This is a genomic window from Brevibacillus sp. NL20B1 (assembly GCF_018195675.1).
Classification (GTDB): Bacteria; Bacillota; Bacilli; order Brevibacillales; family Brevibacillaceae; genus Brevibacillus; species Brevibacillus aydinogluensis.
In genome coordinates this window covers 130,504-156,888 of sequence record NZ_JAGTPT010000005.1, presented here as the reverse complement: position 1 = coordinate 156,888, position 26,385 = coordinate 130,504, and the positions used below count along the sequence as shown (strand labels likewise).

The 26,385-nt window shown below is 60.8% G+C and carries 27 protein-coding genes and 1 riboswitch; all 27 genes read left to right on the top strand.

Annotated features, from left to right (window positions below):
* Window positions 1–249 precede the first annotated feature (249 nt).
* Window positions 250–1,257: a cytochrome c oxidase subunit II gene (coxB, locus tag KDN35_RS05620; RefSeq protein ID WP_212132330.1), complete on the top strand. Its 1,008-nt coding sequence runs from the start codon at window positions 250–252 to the stop codon at window positions 1,255–1,257.
* Between the two features lie 31 nt (window positions 1,258–1,288).
* Window positions 1,289–3,259, top strand: a complete 1,971-nt coding sequence (locus tag KDN35_RS05615) for a cbb3-type cytochrome c oxidase subunit I (RefSeq protein ID WP_171565852.1) — start codon at window positions 1,289–1,291, stop codon at window positions 3,257–3,259.
* Window positions 3,259–3,861 (top strand): cytochrome o ubiquinol oxidase subunit III, encoded by a 603-nt coding sequence (gene cyoC, locus KDN35_RS05610; protein ID WP_230076591.1) that lies wholly within the window; start codon window positions 3,259–3,261, stop codon window positions 3,859–3,861. Before KDN35_RS05615 ends, cyoC begins: the two co-directional genes overlap by 1 nt.
* 1 nt (window position 3,862) lies before the next feature.
* A complete protein-coding gene (gene cyoD / locus KDN35_RS05605) occupies window positions 3,863–4,186 on the top strand; it encodes a cytochrome o ubiquinol oxidase subunit IV (protein ID WP_171565851.1) in 324 nt (107 codons plus the stop codon).
* A gap of 162 nt (window positions 4,187–4,348) precedes the next feature.
* Complete coding sequence (locus KDN35_RS05600) at window positions 4,349–4,915, top strand: FAD-dependent oxidoreductase (protein ID WP_171565850.1); 567 nt, start codon at window positions 4,349–4,351, stop codon at window positions 4,913–4,915.
* A 119-nt stretch (window positions 4,916–5,034) separates the two neighbouring features.
* The gene (locus KDN35_RS05595; protein ID WP_212132336.1) at window positions 5,035–6,570 is read left to right on the top strand and encodes an MDR family MFS transporter; all 1,536 of its coding nucleotides are present in this window, start codon (window positions 5,035–5,037) and stop codon (window positions 6,568–6,570) included.
* A gap of 256 nt (window positions 6,571–6,826) precedes the next feature.
* The gene (locus KDN35_RS05590; protein ID WP_212132329.1) at window positions 6,827–7,024 is read left to right on the top strand and encodes a hypothetical protein; all 198 of its coding nucleotides are present in this window, start codon (window positions 6,827–6,829) and stop codon (window positions 7,022–7,024) included.
* Between the two features lie 72 nt (window positions 7,025–7,096).
* On the top strand, window positions 7,097–7,306 hold the full coding sequence (locus KDN35_RS05585; RefSeq protein ID WP_212132328.1) for a hypothetical protein: 210 nt from the start codon (window positions 7,097–7,099) through the stop codon (window positions 7,304–7,306).
* Between the two features lie 91 nt (window positions 7,307–7,397).
* Window positions 7,398–7,611, top strand: a riboswitch (cobalamin riboswitch).
* A 202-nt stretch (window positions 7,612–7,813) separates the two neighbouring features.
* The gene (cobO, locus tag KDN35_RS05580; protein ID WP_171565847.1) at window positions 7,814–8,362 is read left to right on the top strand and encodes a cob(I)yrinic acid a,c-diamide adenosyltransferase; all 549 of its coding nucleotides are present in this window, start codon (window positions 7,814–7,816) and stop codon (window positions 8,360–8,362) included.
* Window positions 8,362–9,471, top strand: coding sequence for a threonine-phosphate decarboxylase CobD (gene cobD / locus KDN35_RS05575; RefSeq protein WP_171565846.1), 1,110 nt, complete (start codon window positions 8,362–8,364; stop codon window positions 9,469–9,471). Before cobO ends, cobD begins: the two co-directional genes overlap by 1 nt.
* A complete protein-coding gene (gene cobU, locus KDN35_RS05570) occupies window positions 9,468–10,007 on the top strand; it encodes a bifunctional adenosylcobinamide kinase/adenosylcobinamide-phosphate guanylyltransferase (protein ID WP_171565871.1) in 540 nt (179 codons plus the stop codon). Before cobD ends, cobU begins: the two co-directional genes overlap by 4 nt.
* Window positions 10,004–10,744, top strand: coding sequence for an adenosylcobinamide-GDP ribazoletransferase (gene cobS, locus KDN35_RS05565; protein WP_212132327.1), 741 nt, complete (start codon window positions 10,004–10,006; stop codon window positions 10,742–10,744). The genes cobU and cobS overlap by 4 nt, the downstream gene beginning before the upstream one ends.
* Window positions 10,741–11,382 carry a histidine phosphatase family protein gene (locus KDN35_RS05560; RefSeq protein WP_171565844.1) on the top strand — a complete coding sequence of 214 codons (642 nt, stop codon included), beginning with the start codon at window positions 10,741–10,743 and terminating at the stop codon, window positions 11,380–11,382. Before cobS ends, KDN35_RS05560 begins: the two co-directional genes overlap by 4 nt.
* A gap of 104 nt (window positions 11,383–11,486) precedes the next feature.
* Complete coding sequence (cbiB, locus tag KDN35_RS05555) at window positions 11,487–12,455, top strand: adenosylcobinamide-phosphate synthase CbiB (protein ID WP_171565843.1); 969 nt, start codon at window positions 11,487–11,489, stop codon at window positions 12,453–12,455.
* A gap of 26 nt (window positions 12,456–12,481) precedes the next feature.
* Window positions 12,482–14,173, top strand: a complete 1,692-nt coding sequence (gene cobJ, locus KDN35_RS05550; RefSeq protein WP_171565842.1) for a precorrin-3B C(17)-methyltransferase — start codon at window positions 12,482–12,484, stop codon at window positions 14,171–14,173.
* 51 nt (window positions 14,174–14,224) lie between these two features.
* Window positions 14,225–15,181: a sirohydrochlorin chelatase gene (locus tag KDN35_RS05545; protein WP_171565841.1), complete on the top strand. Its 957-nt coding sequence runs from the start codon at window positions 14,225–14,227 to the stop codon at window positions 15,179–15,181.
* 12 nt (window positions 15,182–15,193) lie between these two features.
* Window positions 15,194–15,973, top strand: coding sequence for a precorrin-6A reductase (gene cobK / locus KDN35_RS05540; protein ID WP_212132326.1), 780 nt, complete (start codon window positions 15,194–15,196; stop codon window positions 15,971–15,973).
* Between the two features lie 93 nt (window positions 15,974–16,066).
* A complete protein-coding gene (locus KDN35_RS05535; protein ID WP_212132325.1) occupies window positions 16,067–16,717 on the top strand; it encodes a precorrin-8X methylmutase in 651 nt (216 codons plus the stop codon).
* Between the two features lie 3 nt (window positions 16,718–16,720).
* On the top strand, window positions 16,721–17,836 hold the full coding sequence (locus KDN35_RS05530) for a cobalt-precorrin-5B (C(1))-methyltransferase (RefSeq protein WP_212132324.1): 1,116 nt from the start codon (window positions 16,721–16,723) through the stop codon (window positions 17,834–17,836).
* Entirely contained in the window at window positions 17,820–19,052 is a 1,233-nt protein-coding gene (gene cbiE, locus KDN35_RS05525) for a precorrin-6y C5,15-methyltransferase (decarboxylating) subunit CbiE (protein ID WP_212132323.1), read from the top strand. Before KDN35_RS05530 ends, cbiE begins: the two co-directional genes overlap by 17 nt.
* On the top strand, window positions 19,049–19,765 hold the full coding sequence (gene cobI, locus KDN35_RS05520) for a precorrin-2 C(20)-methyltransferase (protein ID WP_212132322.1): 717 nt from the start codon (window positions 19,049–19,051) through the stop codon (window positions 19,763–19,765). The genes cbiE and cobI overlap by 4 nt, the downstream gene beginning before the upstream one ends.
* On the top strand, window positions 19,762–20,544 hold the full coding sequence (cobM, locus tag KDN35_RS05515) for a precorrin-4 C(11)-methyltransferase (RefSeq protein WP_171565835.1): 783 nt from the start codon (window positions 19,762–19,764) through the stop codon (window positions 20,542–20,544). Before cobI ends, cobM begins: the two co-directional genes overlap by 4 nt.
* Window positions 20,541–21,707: a cobalt-precorrin 5A hydrolase gene (locus KDN35_RS05510; protein ID WP_171565834.1), complete on the top strand. Its 1,167-nt coding sequence runs from the start codon at window positions 20,541–20,543 to the stop codon at window positions 21,705–21,707. Before cobM ends, KDN35_RS05510 begins: the two co-directional genes overlap by 4 nt.
* Window positions 21,680–23,068 carry a cobyrinic acid a,c-diamide synthase CobB gene (locus tag KDN35_RS05505; protein ID WP_212132321.1) on the top strand — a complete coding sequence of 463 codons (1,389 nt, stop codon included), beginning with the start codon at window positions 21,680–21,682 and terminating at the stop codon, window positions 23,066–23,068. Before KDN35_RS05510 ends, KDN35_RS05505 begins: the two co-directional genes overlap by 28 nt.
* The gene (locus KDN35_RS05500) at window positions 23,061–24,578 is read left to right on the top strand and encodes a cobyric acid synthase (protein WP_212132320.1); all 1,518 of its coding nucleotides are present in this window, start codon (window positions 23,061–23,063) and stop codon (window positions 24,576–24,578) included. Before KDN35_RS05505 ends, KDN35_RS05500 begins: the two co-directional genes overlap by 8 nt.
* Window positions 24,575–25,627: a nicotinate-nucleotide--dimethylbenzimidazole phosphoribosyltransferase gene (gene cobT / locus KDN35_RS05495; protein ID WP_171565831.1), complete on the top strand. Its 1,053-nt coding sequence runs from the start codon at window positions 24,575–24,577 to the stop codon at window positions 25,625–25,627. Before KDN35_RS05500 ends, cobT begins: the two co-directional genes overlap by 4 nt.
* The gene (gene cobA / locus KDN35_RS05490; RefSeq protein WP_171565830.1) at window positions 25,624–26,382 is read left to right on the top strand and encodes a uroporphyrinogen-III C-methyltransferase; all 759 of its coding nucleotides are present in this window, start codon (window positions 25,624–25,626) and stop codon (window positions 26,380–26,382) included. Before cobT ends, cobA begins: the two co-directional genes overlap by 4 nt.
* Window positions 26,383–26,385 lie beyond the last annotated feature (3 nt).

Here is a 26,385-nt window from a genome sequence, read left to right as displayed (position 1 = left end):
TATTGAAAAATCAACCATTATTAGGTGGGGGTTAGAAAAACAGGATATTGGTAACAAAGTTTTGAGCAAAAAGTGAAGTATATGTGAACACTTTGTCACGAAAAAGCGGCGAATTCTTGAACGGTGTGCAAACGAAGGTACAAAACAAATGCGCTTTTGATACGATATGAAGGCAAAAAGCAAGTTTATTAAAACTGAATGTGAACGGTCGTTTCCTTTCTGTTGGAACGTTAGGAGGGGTAGGAAGAAATGGCAGCTAGAAAGTGGCTCGGACGGGTCCAGTTTTGGATCATGGCGGTATTGGCCTGCGTCCTGTTGAGCGGATGCGGGAGCGAATACCTGGTCCTCAATCCGAAGGGGCCCGTTGCTGAAACGCAGTACAATCTGATTATTACTTCCATTATTCTCGTCTCGATCGTGATCCTGCCGGTGTTTGCGATCACCTTCTACATCGTATGGCGCTATCGGGACAAACCGGGGAACAAGGCTCCGTACCAACCGGAATGGGCGCACAACACCACGCTGGAGCTGATCTGGTGGGGGATTCCTGTCGTCATTATTGCCATTCTTGGTTATTTTACGGTGCGCGATACCTATGCGCTGGTTGAGCCTCCCAAAAAAGACGTAAAGCCGATCACGGTACAGGTTACGTCGCTCGACTGGAAATGGTTGTTTACTTATCCTGAACAAAACATCGCTACTGTTAACTACGTGCATATTCCGACGGACGTTCCCGTTCAATTTGAGCTGACCGCCGAGGCGCCGATGAACTCGTTCTGGGTACCGCAGTTGGCTGGCCAGATCTATACGATGCCGGGCATGGCGATGGGCTTGTGGATGCAGGCGGATGAGCCGGGTGAGTACTACGGCACCGGGGCCAACTTCACGGGGAAAGGCTTTGCCCACATGCAGTTCAAGGTAATTGCCGAACCGCAGGAGAAGTTTGACCAGTGGGTGCAGCAGGTGAAAAACACTGCGCCGGGCATGACCAAACAGGATTACGAAAACCTGGTGAAACCGGGTCTGTCCGACCGCTTGACGTATTCGGCTTTCCCGAAAGGGCTGTTCGAGGAAATCGTGATGAAATACGGCCACGTACACGGCAATCATCCAAACGGCATGAACCACTACAAGAACAATCTGAAAAACAACGACAATCAACATGAAGGACATCAAGGCGGTGGAGAACACAGCAGCCACGGCGCGAATGACGCCCAGGCTTCACACCAGCATGAAATGTCCGTATCGAACCAGTAACACATAAACGGAAAGGGAGGAGGATCACCGTATGTGGGAGGACATCAAGTCTTTTGCATCCACGTTTTTTGTCACCGGTGACCCGTTGATTTACGGGGCGGATGTGGCTATTGTGCTGACCACCCTGGCCATCGTGTTTGTCCTGACCAAGTACAAAAAATGGGGCTGGCTGTGGCGCGAATGGTTGACAACCGTCGATCACAAGAAGATCGGGATCATGTACCTGATCTGCTCGCTCTTGATGCTGTTCCGCGGCGGCGTGGATGCGCTTCTGATGCGGATGCAGCTCACCATGCCCAATGTGGAGTTTCTGCACTCCGAGCACTACAACGCGATCTTTACGACGCACGGCACGATCATGATTCTGTTCATGGCGATGCCGATGATGTTCGCGCTGTTCAACATCGTCGTGCCGCTGCAGATCGGCGCGCGCGACGTCGCGTATCCGTTTTTGAACGCACTCAGCTTCTGGCTGTTCTTCTTTGGTGCAATGCTGTTCAACCTCTCCTTTGTGATCGGGGGTTCTGCAGAGTCCGGCTGGCTCGCGTATCCGCCGCTGTCGGAGAAAATGTTCAGCCCGGGTGTCGGACAGGACTTCTACATCTGGGGGATTCAGATTTCCGGTATCGGTAGTTTGGCCACCGGGATCAACTTCCTGGTGACCATCCTGAAAATGCGTGCACCGGGCATGTCGCTGATGAAGATGCCGCTGTTCTCCTGGTCGGTTCTGTCGAGCTGTATCACGATTATCTACGCGTTCCCGATCCTGACGGTGACGCTGGCACTGCTCTTCATCGACCGCTTCCTCGGCGCTCACTTCTTCACGATGGACGGCGGCGGGAACCCGATGATGTACGTCAACCTGATCTGGATGTGGGGCCACCCGGAAGTATACATCGTGGTGCTGCCGGCCTTTGGTATCTTCTCTGAGATCGTGGCAACGTTCGCCAAGAAACAGGTTTTCGGTTACAAGTCGATGGTCTTCGCAATGGTGATCATCAGCGTGCTGTCCTTCTTCACCTGGGTGCACCACTTCTTCACCATGGGTGCGGGGGCAAACGTCAACGCGTTCTTTGCGATCACGACGATGGCAATCGCCATTCCGACCGGGGTGAAGGTGTTCAACTGGCTGTTCACGATGTACCGCGGACGGATTCAGTTGAAACAGCCGATGCTGTGGACGATCGCATTTATCCCGTGCTTCCTGGTCGGGGGTGCGACCGGTGTGATGCTGGCTGTCGCTCCGGCGGACTACCAATACCACAACAGTTACTTCCTGATCGCGCACTTCCACCAAGTGCTGATCGGCGGGGTCGTGTTCGGATACCTCGCAGGGATTTACTACTGGTGGCCGAAAATGTTTGGCTTCAAGCTGGATGAACGCTTGGGCAAATGGGGCTTCTGGCTCTGGAACATCGGTTTCTACGTCTGCTTCATGCCGCAGTACGCACTTGGCTTCATGGGCATGACCCGACGCCTTTACACGTACGGATGGGACCTCGGCTGGGCACCGCTCAACATGGTTTCTACCGTCGGCGCGTTCTTGATGGGATTCGGCTTCATCTTCCAGGTATGGCAGATCGCCTACAGCATTAAACACGGCGAGCGCGACACCACGGGCGACCCGTGGAACGCACGCACGCTGGAATGGTCGATTCCGTCTCCGGCGCCGCTGTACAACTTCGCTGTCATTCCGCAGGTCAAAGAGCGGGATGACTGGTGGGCGACCAAGCAGGCGAGAGCAAACGGCACGGCAAACGAAACGCCGGCCAAGCTGGAGCCGATTCACATGCCGAAAAACTCGGGCATTCCGTTTATCATGTCGTTCTTCTGGTTCATTGCCGGATTTGGTTTCGTATGGGGCTGGACCTGGTGGATCGTGATTGGTCTGGCAGGTGTCGGCATCTCGATGCTGGTGCGTTCGTTCCAGTATGACACGGACTACTACATCCCTGTGGACGAAGTGAGACGCACCGAGGCTTCTCTGGGGAGGGCTGTATAATGCAACAAGCGATGGCACATCATGACCACGACCACGGACACGAGGACCACGAATCTCTCAAGGTCGTCGGGTTCTGGATCTTCCTGGTTACGGACTGCGTTCTGTTTGGCACGTTGTTTGCCACCTATGCCGTATTGATGCACAGCTACGCGGGTGGGCCGACCGGTAAAGAGCTGTTCCAACTCCCGGGCGTGATTGCTTCTACGTTTATCCTGCTGACCAGCAGCTTCACCAGCGGGGTGGCGATGCTGGCCATGCACAAGGGAAAAGTGAAACAGGTGATTGGCTGGCTGGCGATCACTGCCATCCTGGGTCTGTCGTTCGTCGTGCTGGAAGTGACCGAGTTTGCACATCTGGTCTCGGAAGGCGCCGCCATTTCCACCAGTGCATTCTGGTCCGCGTTCTACGTGCTGGTGGGTACGCACGGTCTGCACGTGACGCTCGGTCTGTTCTGGATGGCTGCGCTGATGATTCAGTTGGGCAAACACGGCATCACGGCGGTCACCAAGCGCAAAGTCACCAATCTGGGCCTGTACTGGCACTTCCTTGACGTCGTCTGGATCTTCCTCTTTACGGTCGTCTATCTCATGGGGGTGATGTAAGATGATGCAACACGACAGTCATGGTCACGGAGAGGGGCACGGCTCCCTCAAGTCGTACGTCATCGGGTTTGTTCTGTCGATCGTGCTGACCATCATCCCGCTGGTGCTGGTCATGAACAAGGTGCTGACCGGTACTGCACTGGTTGTTGCAATCATGGCGATGGCCGTTCTGCAGCTGTTCGTTCAGTTGTTCTTCTTCATGCACATCCGCGAAGGGGAGAAACCCCGCTACAATGTGCAGGCACTGATCCTGGGCGGAGTGATCGTGCTGACGATCGTCGCCGGCTCCATTTGGGTCATGAGCTTCAACACCATGGTGCAGTAAGGTCGAAAGACAAGGCGAAACGAGGCGAAACCTCTTGGGCTATCAAGCTCAAGAGGTTTTTTTGTTGAGACTGGCCCCGATGTGCCCGGTGGATTTTCTTTTTTCCATACTTGGTATATGATTAAGTTGGGTATCATAAAAACTGGAAGGGGGCATGTCAGAATGTACGAGATTGCGATTATTGGGGCAGGACCGGCAGGAGCCAGCGCGGCGCTGTTTACGGCGAAGGCTGGCAAAAAAACGCTGCTGATCGACAGTGACAAGAGCATCACCAAACGAGCCTGGGTGGAAAATCACTACGGCGTAATGGAGATCACCGGGCCTGACCTGGTGGATATCGGGAAAAAGCAGGCGGAGAAATTTGGCGCGGAATTGGTGTCCGGCCAGGTGACCAACATCGTCAAAACGGAACAGGGCTTTACGCTGGAGACAGACAGCGCAGGGACGTTTGAAGCGAAACACGTGATTCTCGCTACCGGCATCCTGGTCGATCTGGCGGAAAAGATCGGCGTGGCGACCAAGCCCGGCACCGAGCCGCGGATCAAAACGGTGATTGACGTCGACCGGGACGGCAAGACCAGTGTGGAGGGCATTTGGGCGGCCGGAACGTGCGCCGGCGTCAGTGTGCATACGATCATCACCGCCGGTGACGGGGCCAGGGTGGCGATCAACGTCATCAGCGAGCTGAACGGCGAGCGCTACGTCGACCACGACGTGCTAAAAAGCTGATACTTGTTGAAATTTCCATATCCTTCTCTCCGTATAGACCAGGAGGGAAGGTTTATTTTTTCCGGGCCACATTGGCAATAATCAAGTTCATAGAGAAGTTGAAAGAGGAGGAGATCGGCGTGATTGCCAAGAAGTCGAATGTGAAATTTGTGGTTGCCGGGCTCCTGCTCGGTCTGTTGATGGCGTCCATGGACAACACGATCGTCGCCACCGCGATGGGTACGATCGTCGGCCAGTTGGGCGGTCTGGACAAGTTTGTCTGGGTCACGTCGGCGTACATGGTGGCGACGATGGCGGGGATGCCCATCTTCGGCAAACTGTCCGACATGTACGGCCGCAAACGGTTTTACGTGTTTGGGTTGATCGTGTTTTTGCTCGGATCGATCCTCTGCGGGACGGCAGGCAGCATTGTTCAGCTCAGCATCTACCGGGCCATCCAGGGGATTGGCGGCGGAGCGCTGATGCCGATTGCCTTTACGATCATTTTTGACGTGTTCCCACCGGAGAAGCGAGGGAAAATGACTGGCCTGTTCGGAGCGGTGTTCGGCACGTCCAGTGTTGTCGGTCCCCTGCTCGGCGCCTACATCACCGATTACTTTGGCTGGCACTGGGTCTTTTACATCAACGTGCCGATCGGTCTTCTGTCGCTCTGGTTTATCTCCGCGTACTACAAGGAGTCGCTGGAACACAGCAAGCAGAGCATTGACTGGTGGGGTGCGATCACGCTGGTGGGAGCGGTGGTCAGCCTGATGTTTGCACTGGAGCTGGGCGGCAATCAATACGCCTGGGACTCTGCGGTGATTCTCGGTCTGTTTGCCGCGTTTGCCGTGCTGTTTGCCGTGTTTTTGTACGTGGAGAGACGGGCGGCCGAGCCGATCATTTCGTTTTCCATGTTCAGACAGCGGCTGTTTGCCGCAAGCAATATGGTGTCTCTTCTGTACGGCGCGTCCTTCATCATCACGACCGTCTACATTCCGATCTTTATCCAGGGAGTGTTTGGCGGCTCGGCGTCCAACTCGGGGCTGCTGCTCACTCCGATGATGCTCGGATCGGTACTCGGCAGCCAAACGGGCGGGATGCTGACGACGAAGACCAGCTACCGCAACATCATGCTGCTGTCCGCCGCCTTTTTCCTGTCCGGCTTGTTTTTGTTGGGGACGCTGACACCGGAGGTCTCGCGCAGTCTGGTGACCGTCTACATGGTCCTTACCGGGTTTGGCGTCGGTTTTTCCTTCTCCGTCCTGGGCATGGCTGCGATCCACAACTTTGACATGCGTCAACGCGGTTCGGCCAGCTCGACCAACTCGTTTTTCCGCTCGCTGGGCATGACGCTGGGCGTGAGCGTGTTTGGAATCGTACAGCGCAACCTGTTCCAGAGCGGCTTGGAAGAGGTATTTGCCGGTGGAAGCGGCATTCCGGCAGGGGGGCTGGTTGACCCGCGGGCGGTGCTGACTCCGGAAACCCGGGCGTCCATTCCGGCACCTGTCCTGGAGCAGATTACCGCAGTCCTCTCCTCGTCGATTGCGCAGACGTTCATGTGGGCGCTGATTCCGGCCTGTCTGGCGGTCGTAGGGATCCTGCTGATGGGCAAAGAGCGGATAAGCATACCCGCTGCACAGGTACGGCCCAAAACAGCGGAGCGGGGAAGAAGATAAACTAAAAGGCGAACACAGCCCTCGTGCACCGGAATGATCTCCGGCTGCATGCAGGGCTGCTTTTTTGTGCGTGGAGCATTATCAGATCAGGCCTGATTGGTTCGGGCGGGTTCAATAAATTCCAGCAATATAATATTATAGTAAATATTGGTAGAAGGTAAATGCAAGCGTGACGTGTTTTCGCTGCTGTTCAAAGAACGAAGGGGGACAAACCATTTTGCAAGGAAAAACGTACCTATATCTGATTCCCGCAGTCATGGCCGCGATCCTGGTCGCCTGTTATCCCTTTGATTTATTTGACAGAATCTTCGTACTCCCACCCGAAAGACAGACGGTCCGTGAAGAAGAAGTGCTGCAAACCGTTGCCAGGATAAAAGACAACGTAACAATCGGCTCAACCAAACAAGAAGTCGCCGCACTGTTCGGTGACAGGTACGTTCTCGTGGATGACTAGGGGGATCTCGAAAACGGCTGTGATGAATTCTGGCTGTACCGCTTTTTCACCGAGGAGGATTACCAGTCCTCTGTGCCCGACCATGTCATTGATCAAGAGGGGATTCGCAGCGGAAAAGTAGGAGCCGCCTTCTTCATCGGCTGGAAAGATGAACGAGTCTACCTGTACACCATCGCTTACCTTCAAGGCCCCAATCGCAATCTGCATGTTTACTCCAATGTGAATGGAACCAGAGCAGAAGAAATTTTGAATCCAGATGGCTCGATGGCGCCCGTCGATTAAAAGTCAGCCCATTGCCCGCTCGCTTTTTCCTTCCTATCCACGGCCACTTTTGTTATGATGGAGACAAGTGCCGGTCATGTGCGGCACCGACAACTGCATACGGCAAACAGGTCTTCACCTGCGCGGACGCTTCCGGGCGGGTGAAGTTAAAAGGGAAGTTTGGTGAAAATCCAACGCGGTCCCGCCACTGTAAGAGGGGAGTTTTCCTTCGCGGCGACAGCCATCCACTGCTCCAGCGGGAGTGGGAAGGAGAAGGAAAGCGGCGATCCTCAAGCCAGGAGACCTGCCTGTTTTGCGTGAGCACTGATTTCCTTCGGGTCAAAGGAAAAGGTGAGGATTGTCGTGGACGTCGTGTCGACGCTTTGCTTCCTTTGGTTTTCGAGGAAAGCAAAGCGTTTTTTAATTGTATCTGAAAAGACACCGTGAACGGTAGATGAGCTGGCACAAGGGGCGGACCGTTTGGCATCGCGTCCCTGGTTGGCCGGCCAGAGGGGGAGGAAATGGTCGATGAACAAATCCGACAACAAGCGAGGACTGGTCCTGGTGTACACCGGGGACGGAAAAGGGAAGACAACGGCGGCGCTGGGGCTGGCCGTACGGGCGACCGGCCGCGGCAAGCGTGTGTTGGTGGTACAGTTTATCAAGTCGCCGGAACGCACCTACGGGGAAAAAATCGTCTTTGACCGGTTGGGCATCGAGATGGTGCAAAAAGGCATCGGCTTTACCTGGACGAAAACGCCCGAGGAGCACCGCGCCGCTCTGCGGGAAGCGTGGCGATACGCCAAGGAGCAGGTATTGGGCGGCGAATACGACATGGTGATTCTCGACGAATTGAACAACGCGCTGGCGATTGATCGTTTTCCCGTAGCGGACGTGCTGCCGCTGGACGATGTAGTGGACACGATCAAAAACAGGCCGAGCCACGTGCATCTGGTGATTACGGGACGGGACGCGCGGCCGGAAATCATCGCGATTGCCGATCTGGTAACGGAGATGAAAGCGGTCAAGCACTACTATGACGAAGGCATCCCCGCCGTGCTGGGGGTGGAGTATTGATGACCGCCGTGTTGGAGGTGTTCGGTCACGGCGGCGATCTGGTTACGGCGGCGGAGCGCTTCGGTGTGGAAGTCGGGCAATTTGTCGATTTCAGCGCCAACATCAACCCGCTGGGCCCGCCTGCCCGCGTGCTGGAAGGACTGCGGGAGGTGCTGCCTCGGGTGGTTCACTATCCCGATCCGGGGCACCGGTCGTTTCGCAGCGCATTGGCGGCAAAGCTGAACCTGCCGGCATCGTGGCTTCTGCCGACCAACGGGGCGGCCGAGGCGATGGCCCTGGCGATCCTCGCACTGAAGCCGCAGACGGTCGGCATCGTCACGCCTTGTTTTTCCGAATATGCCCAACTTTCCAGGCAGTTCGGCGCCCGCGTGCTGACCTGCCCGGGGCGGGAAGATCGCGGCTTCAAGCCGGACGAGGCGGAGCTGGACCGGCTGTTTGAACAGGCAGACCTTGTCTTTGTCGGTTCTCCCAACAACCCGACCGGCCTCTTGTATGAACCGGAAGAACTGCTGCGGATGGCCGGCTGGACCGACAGGACAGACACGCATCTGGTGATCGACGAGGCGTTTCTCGACTTTGTCGCGGAGGAGCGTCAGTTTACGCTGGCAGACCAGCTTTCCCGGTTTCCGCGCGTGCTGGTGATGCGCTCGCTGACGAAGATGTTCGCCATTCCCGGGCTGCGCCTCGGCTACGCCGTCGCCGTGCCCGCGCTGATTGAGCGGCTGCGGGAAAAGCAGGTCAGCTGGAGCGTCAACAGTCTGGCGCTTGCGGCCGGGGAGCTTTGCCTGGAGGAAGCGGACTACGAAGCGAAAACCAGACGGCTGATTGCCAAAGAGCGTTCCTATCTGTCCGGTGCCATCGCGCAGGAACTGGGCTGGCGCGTCTGGCCGGGCGAAGCCAACTTTCTGCTCGTGCGCTGTCCGGCTCAGATAACGGCGGCGGAACTGCAGGAGCTGCTGGGCAGACGGGGCATCTTGATTCGCAGTTGTGCCATGTACCCCGGCTTGACGCCCGGTGATTTTCGCATCGCAGTCCGCACCCGGCCGGAAAACGACCGCCTGTTGACGGCCTTGCGGGACGTCTGGCGTGAAAGGAGGGAGCGGCGCTGAGCCTGATCGTCGTTACCGGAGGCGTCCGCTCGGGGAAGAGCCGCTTCGCCGAAAAACTGGCTGCACAGGCGGGAGGCCCCGTCTTGTACGTGGCCACCGGCCAGGCATGGGACGAGGAAATGAAGCAACGGATTGAGCGGCATCGGGCGCGGCGGCCCCGCAATTGGGGACTGGCCGAAACAGATGGCACCCTGGCTGTGACCCTGCCGCAACTGAAGAGGTATCCGGTGGTGCTGTTGGACTGCCTGTCGACGTGGGTCAGCACACGGCTGATGAGTGTGCCGGAAGCGTCCTGGCGGGACGAAGCAATCGGGCGGGCGCTCCTGGAGGAAGCGGAGCAGTGGCTGGATGAAGCCTGCAGCGACGGCCGTACCGTTATCGCCGTGACCAGCGAGGTGGGTCTGGGCGGCGTCGCGATGACCAAGCTGGGCCGCTGGTTTGCCGACGTGCTGGGCGACGTCAACCAGCTGGCCGCCAGCCGGGCTGATACGGTCTATGCCGTTTTGGCAGGCATTCCCTGGAGGATAAAAGGATGAACGCGTTTTTTCATGCACTGTCGTTTTTTACCCGCATCCCTGTTCCCTGGCTGCGCCCGTCGGAAGAGGCCTGGAAGAAGAGCGTCGTCTGGTACCCGGCTGTCGGACTGGTGATCGGCCTCGTGCTGTGTGGGGTGCATCAGGCGGCCTTGTGGGCGTTTGCGCCGCTGACTGCTGCCGTGTTGACGATGGCCTGCTGGGTCTACATCACCGGCGGACTGCATCTGGACGGCTGGATGGACCTGGCCGACGGTCTGGGCAGCAGCCGGCCGCGGGAACAGATGCTGGCGATCATGAAAGACAGCCGGACCGGAGCGATGGGGGTGCTGGCGGCGATTGTGCTGCTTCTGGTCAAGACGGCGGCGCTGGCCGAGCTCGACCATCGGCAGCTTGCCGCCTGTCTGCTGCTGGTGCCCGCCGCCGCACGCACGCATGTGCTGCTGGCGATCCGCTGCTGGCCGTACGTCACCGGAGAAAAGGGCGTCGGCAAAAGCATCGGCGAGGCGCTCCGTCCTTTCCACATCGGCGCCGGTTATCTTTTTGTGCTGGCGTTGGGCTGGTGGCTTGCCGACATCCGGGCGGTGACGGCTGTCGTGCTGTCGCTCGTCATCAGCCTGCTGTTTGCCCGCTCGGTCGCCGGCAAGCTGGGCGGCCTGACCGGCGACTGCTACGGCGCCCTGATCGAGAGCGCCGAAGCCGTGATTCTGCTCATCCTGATCGGGAGCTGGTGGCCGTGAGGTGGATCTGGGTGAGACACGGACAGACGGAGGAGAACCGCACCGGCCGCTACCTGGGACACAGCGATGTGCCGCTGAACGAACACGGCTGCGCCCAGGCGGAGCAGGCAGCCCGGATGCTCGCTTCGGAACGCCCGGCGGCGCTTTACACCAGCGATTTGCTCCGCTGCCGGCAAACGGCGGAACGGCTGGCAGCTGTCTGGGGACTGGGGCCCCGCGCCGTGCCCGCCCTGCGCGAGCTGTCGTTTGGCGCGTGGGAGCGGCTCACCTATGACGAGCTGATGGCACGGGACGGCGAACTCGCCCGCCGCTGGTACGACAATCCGTTTGACTGTGCGCCGCCGGGCGGGGAAACCCTGACCCAGTTGGGGGAGCGGGTGGATCGCTGGCTGATGCAGCTGATGAGGTCTGTTTCCATGGACGATACCGTCTGTCTGGTGACCCACGGCGGTGTTATCCGCTGGTTTCAGGCGGCCTGGGTGGAAAACGATCCCCGCCGCTACTGGCAGGTGGACGGCGTGGGCCACGGCGGCGTTATCGTCGCTAAGTGGGACGGACGCCGCTGGACGGCGGCACGGATGGAAGACAATCCTTCTGCATCGGGCGAGAAGCATGTTTCCATGCAGAGCAGCTTGTGAGCCCTACCGCAGAGCGGCGATTTGCGGGAAAAAAAGCCCATTCCTGCCTCCCGCATGGGTAATAGAACGGAACCACCGCGTGTGGAAACAAAGAGAGGGACGAGATGAACGAGGCATTGATATTGCTGGCAGCGTACGGGATAGACCGGGTGGTGGGCGATCCGCGCAGTCTGCCGCATCCGGTGGTCGGAATAGGCTGGTGCATCATGGGGCTGGAGCGGCTGCTGCGCGCGCTGGTCAAGCGGGAAGAGCACCTGAAAGCGGCCGGTATTTTGTTCCCGCTGTTGATTGCAGGCGGCAGCCTTGTCGTCACCTGGGCACTGCTGTACGCGGCGGGATGGGTCCATCCCTGGCTGGCCATCGCTCTGGAAGTCTGGCTGATTTCCACCACCATTGCCACCAAAGGCTTGGCCGACGCCGGCATGGAGATTTTTCACCACCTGCAAAGAGGTGATTGGGCGGCGGCCCGCCAGTCGCTCTCCATGGTCGTCGGCCGGGACACGGAGCAGCTGGATGAATCGGAAATTTGCCGGGGGGCGGTGGAGACCGTGGCGGAGAACATCGTCGACGCGATCATCTCTCCGCTGGTGTACGCCGCGCTGGGCGGCGCGCCGCTGGCGATGGCCTATCGGGCGGCCAATACCCTGGACTCGATGGTCGGCTACAAGAACGAGAAGTACCGCAATCTCGGCTGGGCGTCGGCGCGGTTTGACGATTTGCTCAATTACCTGCCCGCCCGCCTGACCGCCCTTTTGCTCGTCGCCGTCAGTTGGCTGATACGGCTGGACTGGCGCCAGTGCTGGGCGGTAATCCGGCGCGACGCCAGGCTGCACCCCAGCCCCAACAGCGGGCTGCCGGAAGCGGGCGTGGCGGGCGCGCTCGGCGTGCAGCTTGGCGGACTCAACTACTACCAGGGCGTGCCGTCCAACCGGGCCAAGCTGGGCAATCCTCTCCGGCCGCTCCGCCCGGACGACATCGCTGCGGCGGTCCGGCTGATGAAGCTGGTGTCGGTCCTGGGGCTTGTCTTCTGCATGGCGGCGGCCTTCGCGATTTCGGTGAGCACGGGCCCATAGGGACCGTTATGGAAAGGAGGCTCCTCATGAGCGGAAAATTGTTTGTCGTCGGCTTCGGGCCGGGCAGTTTCGAACACATTACCAAGCGGGCCAGGGAAGCGATCGAGGAAAGTGACGTGATCATCGGGTACACCACCTATGTGGACTTGATCTGCGGCCTCTTGACCGATCAGGAGATCGTCAGCACCGGCATGACCGAAGAAGTGAGCCGGGCGCGGGAAGCCGTCCGGCAGGCGGAAGCAGGCAAAACAGTGGCGGTGATCTCCAGCGGCGACGCGGGCGTGTACGGCATGGCCGGGCTGATCTACGAAGTGCTGGTGGAGCAGGGCTGGTCGCGGGAGGGCGGTGTGGAGGTGGAGGTGATCCCGGGCATCTCTGCAATCAACTCCTGCGGGGCTCTGCTTGGGGCACCGATCATGCACGACGCCTGCACCATCAGCCTGAGCGACCACCTGACGCCGTGGGAACGGATCGCCAAGCGTATCGACGCAGCGGGACAGGCAGATTTCGTCATCGCCTTGTACAACCCGCGCAGCGGACGGCGGACGCGCCAAATCGTGGAGGCGCAGCGCATCCTGCTCAAGTACCGCTCGCCCGACACCCCGGTCGGCATCGTCAAAAGCGCCTATCGAGAGCGGCAGCGGATCGAGCTGACCACGCTGGGCAAGATGCTGGAGCACGACATCGGCATGCTGACGACGGTCATCATCGGCAATTCCTCCACCTTTGTCTACGACGGGCTGATGATTACCCCGCGCGGCTATCAGCGCAAGTATACGCTGTCGTCGGACGAACAGGCGCTGAAGCCGCACCAGCGACTGCGGGTGGAAAACGAGCCGTGGTCGCTGGAAGCACAGGCAGGCAGCGGCCTGGTTCAGGCGGCGCCATCTCCTGCCGCGGAGGAGTCAGCCGCGGCTGTCGCGGACATGTCGGCCGGTCAGCGAGAGCAGCCTGACGCCGTGCGGACGCCGTACGACTGGGCGATGCAGGCACTTGCTGCGCTTCATGGGGACGAGGGAGCGGCAACCGCTGCTCCGCCAGCTGGCAGGCCCCCCAGCGGGTTTGTGCCCGAAATGATTTTCGAGTGCGCAGTCAGCCCGGGGGTGGCAAACAAGAAGTTTACGCCTCGGCAGATGCTCGCGCTGGCCGAACTGGCAGGAGAAAAAGGGGAAATCGAATACACGCCGCATCACCAGATCATCCTGCGCGTCCCGACCGCCGATCCCAATACGGTGACAGAACGCCTGCGCCAGCTGGGGCTGCTGCTGATGCCGACCGGTGACGTGGTACAGGTGAAGGCGTGCGACTTCTGCGACGGGGAGAAAAAGGACGGGATTCCCTACGCAGAGGAGCTTCAGCAAAAGCTGGGCGGCCAGACGATGCCCAAGGAACTGAAGATCGGGGTCAACGGCTGCGGCATGGCCTGCTACGGCGCAGTCAAGGAAGACATCGGCATCGTCTTTCGCAAGGGAAAGGTTGACCTGTTCCTCGGCGCCAAAACGGTGGGGCGCAGCGCTCACGCCGGCATACCGGTGGCGGAGGGCATTGAGCCTGAGGAGATCGTGCCGCTGATTGAGCGGATTGTGGCGCGGTACAAGCGGGATGCCTTCCCGAACGAACGGTTTCACAAGTTTTTTCAGCGCGTCGGTGAGATTGAGGGATTTGTCTGGCAGGAGATGCCTGCGCCAAAGATTGAAAACGCCGTCTGCGGGGATTGAGTCTGCTCGCCGGTCTGGAGCGTGCCCGCGGGCGAATAAGGAGGACGAGACATGGACGCGGTGTTGTTTGTCGGCCACGGGAGCAAGGACCCCGAGGGAAACGAAGAAGTCAGGCAGTTTGTGGCCGCGTTGGCCCCGGAGTTGGACATACCCATCATCGAAACGTGTTTTCTGGAGTTTGAACAGCCGGACGTGCTGCAAGGACTGGACACCTGTGTGAAGCGAGGGGCGACCCGGGTGGCGGTCATCCCGATCATCCTGTTTTCCGCCGGCCACGCCAAGATTCACATTCCGGCGGCCATCGACGAGGCGAAGGAAAAGCATCCGCACGTGCAATTTATCTACGGGCGGCCGATTGGCGTCCACGAGCAGGTGCTGGACATATTGGCGGCGCGCATGGCGGAAGCCGGATTCGCCTCCGGGGCGGATGACGAGGAGCTGGCCGTGCTGGTCATCGGCCGGGGCAGCAGCGATCCGGACGCCAACAGTGACATCTACAAGATGTCCCGCCTGTTCTGGGAGCGATGGCGGGCGAAATGGGTGGAGACGGCCTTCATGGGCGTCACCTTTCCCCTGTACGAAGAAGGGGTGGAGCGCTGTGTCAAGCTGGGGGCGCGCCACGTGGTGGTACTGCCGTACTTTCTGTTTACCGGCGTGCTGATCAAGCGGATGGCGGATCAATTGGGGCACTTTCGCGCGCGTTATCCCGAAGTCCGCTTTACCCTGGCGGAATATTTCGGCTACCACCCGCTGCTCAAGGCGGTGCTGAAAGAGCGGGTGGAAGAGGCGCTGCACGGCGAAGTAAGGCTGAACTGTGACACCTGCCAGTACAGGCTGGCGGCGATGGAGCACATCGGCCATCATCACCACCATCATCACGACCACGATCATGGCCACGGGCATCATCACGGCCACAGTCACGATCATGACCACAGCCACGATCATGACCACAGCCGCGGCGGCAGCCATGACCACCATCACGAGCACATGCCGCAGGGGGCGAAGTAGGAGGGACGAGCGATGATTCTCGTATTGGCCGGAACCAGCGACGCACGGGAGTTGGCCCTGCGGATCATGGCGGCGGGATACGACCTGTTGACCACCGTCGTGACGGAGAACGCTGCCAAAAGCATGGCCGAAGCCGGTTTGCCGGTGCAGGTGGGCCGTCTGAACGCGGAGGACATTTGCCGGTTGATTACAGCCAAAGGCGTGCAGGCCGTGGTGGACGCAAGCCACCCCTACGCGGAAGAAGCGTCGAAAAACGCCATGGCCGGCGCCAGGGAGGCGGGTGTCCCCTACATTCGCTACGAGCGGGAAAGCGTCGCCTCACCCGGACATGACAACATCACCGTGGTGAAGGATTACGTCGAGGCGGCCGAAGTGGCGGCGCAGAAACGCGGCGTGATCATGCTGACGACCGGCAGCAAGACGCTGAAGATTTTCACCGACCGGCTGCTCGGCCTGCCGGACACGACGCTGGTCGCCCGGATGCTGCCGCGCGTGGACAACATGCAGAAGTGCGAGGAACTGGGCATCGAGCAAAAGAACATCGTCGCCATGCAGGGGCCGTTTTCCAAGGAACTGAACAAGGCGCTCTACAACCATTACGGCGTGACGCTGATGATCACCAAGGAGAGCGGCCGCGCAGGCGCGTTTGACGAAAAAGTGGAAGCGGCCCTGGAAATGGGCATCGAGACGATTGTGATCGCCCGGCCGCAGATTGAGTACGGCACTGCGTATACCGATTTTGACGGCGTCATCGGGCAGCTGCGGGAATTGGCTGTCCCTGCCGTGGGATAAACAGCCCCGGGCCCCGGGATCCGGGGCCGCTTTCGCGGGACGGGCCCGCTGACGAGATCGAAAGCTGCCTGCAAAGAAAGGGAGGAGCGCGACATGGACTTTCGCACGGAGTTTAGACCGCTGACGGTGCAGCCGCAGGAGATCGAGGACAAGAGTTTTCAGATCATTACGAAGGAGCTGGGAGAGCATCCGTTTACCGAGGAGCAGTTCCCGGTGGTGCAGCGCGTGATTCACGCTTCTGCCGACTTTGAGCTGGGACGCAGCCTGGTCTTTCACCCGGACGCCGTCCGCGCGGGCATTGAAGCCATCCGCAGCGGCAAAATCGTTGTGGCCGACGTGCAGATGGTGCAGGTGGGGATCAGCAAACAACGGATCGAAAAGTTCGGCGGTCAGGTGAAAGTGTACATCTCCGACAAGGACGTCATGGAAGAGGCGAAGCGGCTCAACACGACGCGGGCGATCATCTCCATGCGCAAGGCGGTCAAGGAGGCGGAGGGCGGCATTTTCGCCATCGGCAACGCGCCGACCGCATTGTTGGAGCTGATCCGCCTGGTGAAGGAAGGAGAGGCCAAACCGGGCCTCATCATCGGTATGCCGGTCGGATTCGTCTCCGCCGCCGAATCAAAGGAAGAGCTGGCCAAACTGGACGTGCCGTTCATCACCAACATCGGGCGCAAGGGCGGCAGTCCGGTCACCGTGGCGGCGGTCAACGCACTCTCGCTGATGGCGGAACGGTTGGGATAGGTCATGGCGGCAAAAGCGGCGACGGAAGAAAAGGAAGCCAAACCGCTCCGCCACGGCTACACCACGGGCGCGTGCGCGGCTGCGGCGACCAAGGCGGCTCTCACCGCCCTGATCACCCAAAAGCGGCAGACGCAGGCCACCATTCCCCTGCCGGCCGGCATGGATGTGACGTTTCAACTGGAGAGCTGCGAGTGGACTGCCGACGAGGCGACAGCGGGCATCATCAAGGATGGCGGAGACGACCCCGATGCGACTCACGGCGCCTTGATCCTCAGCACGGTCACCTGGCGGGACGAGCCAGGCATGGAGCTGGACGGCGGCGTCGGCGTGGGCCGGGTGACCAAGCCGGGACTGCCGGTGCCGGTCGGCGAGGCGGCGATCAACCCTGTCCCCCGGAAAATGATTCGAGAGGCGGTTCAGTCCGTGCTGGGAGAGTACGGCGTGGAGCGGGGCGTGCGCGTGGTTATTTCCGTGCCCGCCGGAGAGGAGATCGCGAAAAAGACGATGAACGGGCGGCTCGGCATCGTCGGCGGCATTTCCATTCTCGGCACGCGCGGCATTGTCGTCCCCTTTTCCACTGCCGCCTACAAGGCCAGCATCGCTCAGGCGATCAACGTGGCCCGCGAGGCGGGATGCGCGCACCTCGTGCTGTCCACCGGCGGCAAAAGCGAGCAGTTCGGCATGCAGCTGTACCCCGAACTGCCGGAGGAAGCATTCATCGAGATGGGGGATTTTGTCGGGTTTTCCCTGCAGCAGTGCAAGCGTAAGCAGGTGAAAAAGGTAACCCTGGTCGGGATGATGGGGAAGTTCTCCAAAGTGGCCCAAGGGGTGATGATGGTTCATTCCAAGAGCGCGCCGGTCAATTTTGATTTTCTCGCCGGGCTTGCGGCCGAGGCGGGGGCGCCCGACGAGCTGGTGCGGCAGGCGAAAGAAGCCAATACAGCAGCACAGGTGGGCGACTTGATGGCGGATTGCCCCGCTTTTTTTGACAAGCTGTGCGAAAGCTGCTGCCGCGCCGGCCTGAAGGAAGTGGGCGGCGGCATGGAGATTGAGACTGTGTTGATTACGATGAAAGGGTCCCTGTTGGGAAGGGTGACAGTGAATGACACAGGCGATTAAGGTGATCGGAATCGGGGACGACGGACAGCAGAGCTTGCTGCCGTTGTACCGCACATGGATCATGGAGAGCGAACTGTTGGTCGGGGGAGAACGGCACCTCTCCTTTTTTCCCGAGTACACGGGCGAAAAGCTGGTGCTGAAGGGAGGCCTGATGGCGCTGGCGGACCGGTTGCGCGAGGAGAAGCGGAAAACGGTAATCCTCGCCTCGGGCGATCCGCTGTTTTACGGCGTTGGCAGCCTGCTGGCCAAAAAGCTGCACGTGGAAATTTACCCGCATCTCAGCTCGATTCAGCTCGCCTTTGCCAGAATGGGCGAATCGTGGCAGGATGCCTACTTTGCCAGCGTGCACGGGCGCAGCATGAAGGGACTGGCGCAGCGGATCGACGGCAGGGACAAGGTGGCCCTTTTGACCGATCGCCAGAACAATCCCGCCGCCATCGCCCGCTACCTGCTTTCGTTTGGCATGACCGAGTACGACGCGTTTGTAGGCGAAAACCTGGGCAGCCAGGAAGAGCGGAGCGGCTGGTACACGCTGGAGGAGATGGCGGAGGGCACCTTTTCCGACCTGAACGTGGTGATCCTGCGCAGGCGGCGGGAGAGTCCTGTCTGGCCGCTCGGCATCGCCGACGAAGCGTTTGCCCAGCGCAAGCCGGACAAAGGGCTGATTACGAAAAAGGAAGTGCGCATACTCAGCCTGGCGCAGATGCAGCTTCACGCCAAAAGCGTCGTCTGGGACATCGGCACCTGCACCGGTTCGGTGGCGATTGAAGCGGCGCGGATCGCCCGGGAAGGCGAGGTGTACGCGGTGGAAAAAAACGCGGATGATTTGGAAAACTGCCGCCAGAACATGGCCAGGTTCCGCACCGATTTCACCGTCTTGCACGCCAGAGCGCCGGAGGGCCTGGAGCAGTTTCCCGATCCGGACGCGGTTTTTATCGGCGGCAGCGGCGGCGAACTGCGTGAGCTTTTGCGCGTATGCTGCAGCCGCTTGAGGCCAAACGGCCGGATCGTCGTCAATGCGGCCACGATCGAGACGCTGTACTCGGCGCTGCAGGCGTTTGCGGAGGAACACTTTGAGACGGCGGTGACGCTGACGCAGCTGTCGCGCAGCAAGCCAATCCTGAACATGACCCGGTTCGAGGGGCTCAACCCCGTCTACATCATCACTGCCTGGGCCAAGCAGGAGTGGAGACAGAGAGGAGGAGACAGCGCATGAGCGGGATTGGAACCCTGTACGGCATCGGCGTCGGCCCCGGCGATCCGGAGCTGATTACGGTCAAGGCATTTCGCCTGCTGCAGCAGGCGCCGGTGGTCGCCTACCCGAAAAAGCGGATGGGCAGCAAAAGCTACGCCCACCAGATTGCCGAGTTGTACGTCAAGCCTTCGGACGGCAAGGAGATGCTCGGACTGGTCTTTCCGATGACCAAGGACAAGGACGTGCTGGAGCGGGAGTGGGCCAACACAGTGAAGATTGTCTGGGAGCGGCTGCGCCAAGGCAAGGACGTCGCCTTTGTCACCGAGGGCGATCCGCTGTTTTACAGCACGTTTATTCACATGATGCGGGTGATGCAGGCGGCACATCCCGAGGTGCGGATCGTCTCCGTGCCGGGCGTCTCCTCGTTTCTCGGCGCCGCTTCCCGGCTCGGCCTGCCGCTTGCGGACGGCGATGAGCAGATCGGCATCATTCCGGCCACGGACGACCGGGAGGCGATGCGACAGGCGCTGCTTTCGCACGACTGCGTCGTCTTTTTGAAGGTGGCCAAGGTGCTGCCGATGATCATCGAGCTGCTGCGCGAGCTGGATCTCGTCGACAAGGCGGCCGTCGCCACGAAAGTGACCTCCGCCGAAGAAATGGTGTGGACGGACGTCCGCGAGCTGGAGCGGGCAGAGCTTGGTTACCTTACACTGATGGTGGTGAAAAGGACATGAAACTGTACATCGTGGGAGCGGGTCCTGGCGATCCCGATCTGATTACCGTAAAAGGGCTGAAACTGCTGCAGCAGGCGGATGTCGTCCTCTACACCGACTCGCTCGTCAGCGGCGAACTGGCGGCTAAGGCCAAGCCGGGCGCGGAAATCCTGCAAAGCTCCGGCATGGCACTGGAAGAAATGGTGGACTTGATGGTCGACCGCGTCCGCCAGGGGAAAACAGTGGTCCGACTGCACACCGGCGACCCGTCCGTCTACGGCGCGACGATGGAGCAGATCGCTCTCCTGAAACAGGCGGGCATAGACGTGGAGATCGTGCCGGGCGTCAGCTCCGTCTTTGCCGCGGCGGCGGCGCTGGGGGCGGAATTGACCATCCCCGAGCTGACGCAGACGCTGATCCTCACCCGAGCGGAGGGGCGCACTCCGGTGCCGGAACGGGAAAAGCTGCGTGCGCTGGCGGAGCATCACTGCACGATCGCCCTGTTTTTGAGCGCCACCCTGACGAAAAAAGTGGTCCGCGAGCTGACGGAAGCTGGCTGGAGCGAAGATACACCGGTGGCGGTGGTGCAGCGGGCAAGCTGGCCGGACCAGGTGATCGTCCGCACCACGCTGAAAGATCTGGACGAAGAGATGGCCAAGCACGGCATTCGCTCGCACGCGATGATTCTGGCCGGCCGGGCGCTTGACCCGTCGCTACACGAAAAGAGCAGGCAGCACCGCTCCAGGCTGTACGACAAATCCTTTACCCATGGGTACAGAAAAGGTGTGACAGAGGGATGATCATCGAATTGACGGAAGGAGAGATTCCCGCCATCCGGCAGAAAGGGGAGTACGCGATCATCGCCATCACCAAGCACGGTGTGGAGATGGCGCGCCGGCTCTACGCATCGTTTCCGGGGACGGATCTCTACTACATGAGCAAGTTTGCCAAGGGCGACGAGGAAGCAAAGGGCATCCAGCTGTTTTCCGGCAGCGTGCGCCTGCTGTTTCCCGCGCTTTGGCCGGCCTACAAGGGACTGATCGTGATTATCTCGCTCGGTGCCGTCGTGCGAATGATCGCACCGCTATTGACGGACAAAAAGACCGATCCCGGTGTGGTGGTGATCGACGACAAGGGAGAACATGTGATCAGCGTGCTGTCCGGACACCTCGGCGGCGCCAACGAACTGGCGCGGGAAGTGGCAGCGGTGATGGGAGCGCGGCCGGTGATCACGACCGCCTCCGACGTGCAGAAGACGATACCTGTCGACCTGTTTGGCCGCCGTTTTGGCTGGGAGTGGGAGTCCGCAGATAAGCTAACCCCGGTCAGCGCCTCCGTGGTCAATGAGGAACGCGTCGCCGTAGTGCAGGAGTCGGGGGAGCGGAACTGGTGGATGCACGACACGCCGATGCCCCCCAACATTCGGGTGTACGAGACCATACCGGATGCGCTGGCTGACCGGCCGCAAGCGGCGCTGGTGGTGACGCACCGTCTGCTTACCCGCGAGGAACAAGCCATTTTGGACAACGGGGTCCTGTACCGGCCCAAGGTGATTGTGCTCGGCATCGGCTGCAACCGCGGCACGTCGGCGGAAGAGATCGAGGCGGTGATCAAGGAAACGCTGGAGGAGCTGCAATTCTCCGTGAAGAGCGTCAAGGCGGTGGCCACGATCGACTTGAAAAAGGATGAAGCAGGTCTGATCGCCGTGTGTGAAAAATACGGCTGGCCGTTTGTCTGGTATGCGCCGGATGAGCTGAACCGCGTGCCGATGGAGGAGCCGTCGGACACGGTGTTCAAGTACACCGGCGCGTACGGGGTGAGCGAACCGGCGGCCAAGCTGTACGCGGGCGTGGAGAAACTGGTGCTGACCAAGAAAAAATCGGGCAACGTCACCATATCTGTGGGACTGATGCCGTACGGCGAGGAGGGACGTCCATGCGTGCCAACGACCGCCGGATCGTGATCGCCGGAACGGGCAGCGGTGCCGGCAAGACGACCGTCACCATCGGCCTGATGGCGGCCTTGAAGAAAAAAGGGTACGTCGTCCAGGGGTTCAAGTGCGGCCCGGATTACATCGACCCAACCTACCACACGGCAGTGACAGGAAGGGTGTCGCGAAACCTGGACAGTTGGATGCTGCCGCACGACACCGTCCGGGAGATTTTTGCCCGTGGTTCGGAAGGGGCGGACATCGCCGTGATCGAGGGCGTGATGGGCATGTACGACGGTAAGGAGCCGACCAGCGACCGGGGCAGCACGGCGGAAATCAGCCTGCTGACGGCATCGCCCGTGCTGCTGGTGGTCAACTGCCAGAGCATGGCCCGCAGCGCGGCAGCCATCGTCAAGGGCTTTCAAATGCTCAACCCGCAGGTGAAGATCGTCGGCGTGATCGCCAACAAAGCGGGCAGCGAGGGGCACTATCAGATCATCAAGGCTGCCGTCGAGCAGGAGTGCGGCGTGCCGGTCGTGGGCTACCTCAGGCGGGAGGACGGCCTGGAAATCCCCGAACGCCATCTCGGCCTGGTGCCGTCGGTGGAACGGGGCGAACTGCAGCCGCTGTTTGACCGTCTGGCCGAACGGGTGGCGGAGTCTGTGGATGTAGACCGCGTCTGGGAGCTGGCGCAGGCAGAACCGTTTTCTGCGGAGCGGAAGCTGTTTGCTCCCGTCCCCGCTGTTCCCAAAGAGAAGCGGGTGAAGATCGCCGTCGCCAGGGACGCGGCATTCCACTTTTACTATCCGGAAAACCTGGAGCTGCTGGAGGCAAACGGAGCGGAACTTCTCTCTTTCTCCCCGCTGGCTGGCGAGCCCGTGCCGCAGGAGGCGGACGGCCTCTATATCGGCGGCGGGTTTCCCGAGGAGTTTGCCGCCGAGCTGTCGCGCAGCCGGACGGTGTTGGAGTCGATCCGCCGGGCTGTGCGCGATGGACTGCCGACGCTGGCGGAGTGCGGCGGATTCATGTACCTGACCGATGCGATCGTGACGACGGACGGACACACCTACCCGATGGCCGGAATCATCCCCGGCGCGGTGACGATGCAGAAACGGCTGGCCGCGCTCGGCTACCGGGAGGTGCGGGGGACAGCGGAAAACTTCCTGATCGGCCCGGACGAACTCGTCCATGGGCACGAGTTTCACTACTCCACGTTTGCGCCTGAACACACGATGCCGTACGCGTATCAGACAAAGGGACTGCGCGGCACGAAACCGGAGGGGTACGCCCGCGGCAATCTGGTGGCCGGCTACACCCATCTGCACTTCGCTTCCAACCCCGCCCTGCCCAAGCGCTGGGTGGAGCGGTGTCGGGAGGTGAAGGCGCGTGGCTAAGGCATTGCCGCTAATGATTCAGGGAACCAGTTCTGACGCCGGGAAGAGCGTGCTGGCGACGGCCTTTTGCCGCATCTTTGCCCAGGACGGCTACAAGACAGCTCCTTTCAAATCGCAAAACATGGCGCTCAACTCCTACGTCACCCTGGACGGCAAGGAGATCGGACGGGCGCAGGGCGTGCAGGCGGAGGCGGCCGGCATCGTCGCCACCACCGACATGAATCCGATCCTGATCAAGCCGACCAGGGACGCGGAATCGCAGATTGTGGTCAATGGCGAACCGTACGCCAACATGAAGGCGCTCGCCTACCGCAGCGATTTTTTTGAGGAGGGACTGCGCGTGATCCGGGAAGCGTACGGCCGGCTGGCTGCTGCGTACGAGCGGATCGTGATCGAGGGAGCGGGCAGTCCGGCCGAGGTCAACCTGAACGATCGGGAATTGGTCAACATGCGGGTGGCTCGCCTCGCCAACGCGCCGGTCATCCTGGTGGCCGACATCGAACGGGGCGGCGTCTTCGCCAGCCTGGTAGGTACGCTGCAATTGCTGGAGCCGCAGGATCGGGAGCGGGTGATCGGCGTGATCATCAACCGGTTTCGCGGCGATTTGTCCCTGCTCAAGCCGGGGTTGGACTGGTTTGAACAGTATACGGGCAAACCGGTGCTGGGCGTCGTTCCGTTCATTCCCGACCTGTGGATCGACGCGGAGGATTCGCTCATCCTGCACCGCTACCAGGGGCAAACGGAAACGGCCCGGGAGATTGATGTCGCCGTGATCCGCTATCCGCGCATTTCCAACTTTACCGACGCCGATCCGTTTTTCGTCGAGCCGGACTGCACCGTGCGCTATGTCTCCCGGCCGGAAGAGCTGGGGCAGCCCGATCTGATTCTGCTCCCCGGCAGCAAGAACACGCTGGAAGACCTCTTGTTCCTGCGTAAGACGGGTTTGGAGCGGGCAATTCTCGCGGTGCATGACGCAGGACGCTCGTATCTGGTCGGCCTGTGCGGCGGCTATCAGATGCTGGGCCGGACGATCAACGACCCGGACGGGGTGGAATCACCGCGTCAATCGGTGGAAGGCATGGGCTTGATCCCGATGACGACCACGCTGGAGCGGCGCAAGATCACCGTTCAGAGCAGCGGCGAAGCGTCATTTGCAGGCAGGCGGATTCGGCTGGAGGGATACGAAATCCACATGGGGCGTTCCGTATTTGCCGACGGGGCGGCTCCGTTCATCCGGCTTGCCGATCGCGCCGAGGGGTTTTATGATCCCAAGCGGCGGGTGCTCGGCACGTATCTGCACGGATTGTTTCACAACGATGAATTCCGCTGGATGCTGCTCGATGAGCTGCGCGCACGGAAGGGACTGGCGCCGCTTGGCGAACGGCCGTCATTTGTCGCGCTGCGGGAGCGCGGCTTCGACCTGCTGGCCGACTGCGTCAGGCGACACGTGCGGCTGGATCTGATCGAGGAGCAGATGAGAGCGTTTCAGGAAAATGGGGTGGGAAAATGAACACAAACAGGACACAACCGTATGGAAAAATAGAACCGCTGAACGAAGCGGCTGCGATCGAGGCCAGACGCCGCGTGGATCAGCTGACAAAACCGCTGGGCAGCCTGGGCCGGCTGGAAGAGCTGGCTGTCCGGCTGGCGGCGATGACGGGTAACGCGCTTCCTTCCGTAACGCCGCCCGGCGTGCTGGTCTTTGCCGCCGACCACGGCGTGGCCGCCGAAGGAGTCTCCGCTTATCCGCAGGAAGTGACTGTCCAGATGGTCGCCAACTTCGCGGCCGGGGGAGCGGCGATCAACGTCTTTTCCCGCCAGATCGGAGCTCTGCTGCACGTGGTGGACGTGGGGGTGGCTGCCGATGTGGAAGTGCCTGGTGTGTGGCGAAAAAAAATCAGGCCCGGCACCGGCAACATGCTGCGGGAGGAGGCCATGACCCTGGATGAGGCGGAGCGTGCCATCCGAGTCGGCCTGGAGAGCGCCGAAGCGATCATCGACGAGGGAGCAAAGCTGTTGATCATCGGTGAGATGGGAATCGGAAACACTACGGCCAGCAGCGCCCTGCTGGCGGCGCTTACCGGTGCGCAGCCGGACGAATTGGTGGGCCGTGGGACAGGTGTCGACGACGCGGCGTGGGAGCGGAAAAAAGCAGTCGTCAAACAGGCCCTCGACCGGCATCGCCCCGACCCGGATCGGCCGCTGGAGGCGCTGGCCAAAGTAGGCGGTCTGGAAATCGGCGCCATGGCAGGAGCCGTGCTCGGAGCCGCGGCACGCCGCATCCCCGTGCTGGTGGACGGCTTCATCTCCACGGTGGCGGCACTGCTGGCCGTCCGTCTCAATCCGGGAGCGGCTGAATACCTGATTGCGGGCCACCGCTCCCAGGAACCGGGTCATCTCCACGCGCTCCGGGCACTGGGCATGGAGCCGCTGATCGACCTGGGCCTCAGGCTGGGCGAAGGAAGCGGGGCGGCGGTGGCGTTTCCGATCGTGGAGGCGGCCACCCGGATGATTCGGGAGATGGCGACATTTGAGTCGGCAGGGGTGAGCAATCGATGACGCAGCGCGGCAAGGTGTACCTTGTCGGTGCGGGCCCGGGCGATTCCAAGCTGATCACCGTCAAAGGGCTGGAGTGTTTGCGCGCGGCGGATGTGGTCATCTACGACCGGTTGGCCAATCCGGCGCTGCTGGAGCACGTCCGGGAAGACGCCGAACGCATCTACTGCGGCAAACTGCCGCGCAACCACACGATGCGGCAGGAGGCGATCAACGAGCTGCTGGCGGAAAAGGCGTTGGAGGGCAAAACGGTCGTCCGGCTCAAGGGCGGTGATCCGTGCGTGTTTGGCCGGGTTGGTGAAGAAGCGGAGCATTTGGCGCAAAGAGGCGTTCCGTTTGAAATCGTTCCCGGCGTTACGGCCGGCATCGCCGCTCCCGCCTACGCCGGCATCCCGGTCACGCATCGGGAGCACGGCTCTTCCTTTGCCATGGTGACCGGGCACTTGAGCGGCGGCAAATCGGCAGAGGAGGAGGAAAGGTGGCGGGCGCTGGCACGCGGCGTGGACACAGTCGCCTTTTACATGGGGATTGCCAATCTGCCGCTGATTTGTGCCCGGCTCCTGGAACATGGACGCCGGCCGGACACGCCCGTCGCCGTGATCGCCAGGGGGACGCTGCCGGAGCAGGCGACAGTGACCGGGAGTCTGGCCACCATCGTGGAAACAGTCCAGCGCCACCCTGGCATCTCCAACCCCGCGATCATTCTGGTCGGAGACGTGGTACAATTGCGGGAGAAGATCAAGTGGTTCGAGGAGTGAGGC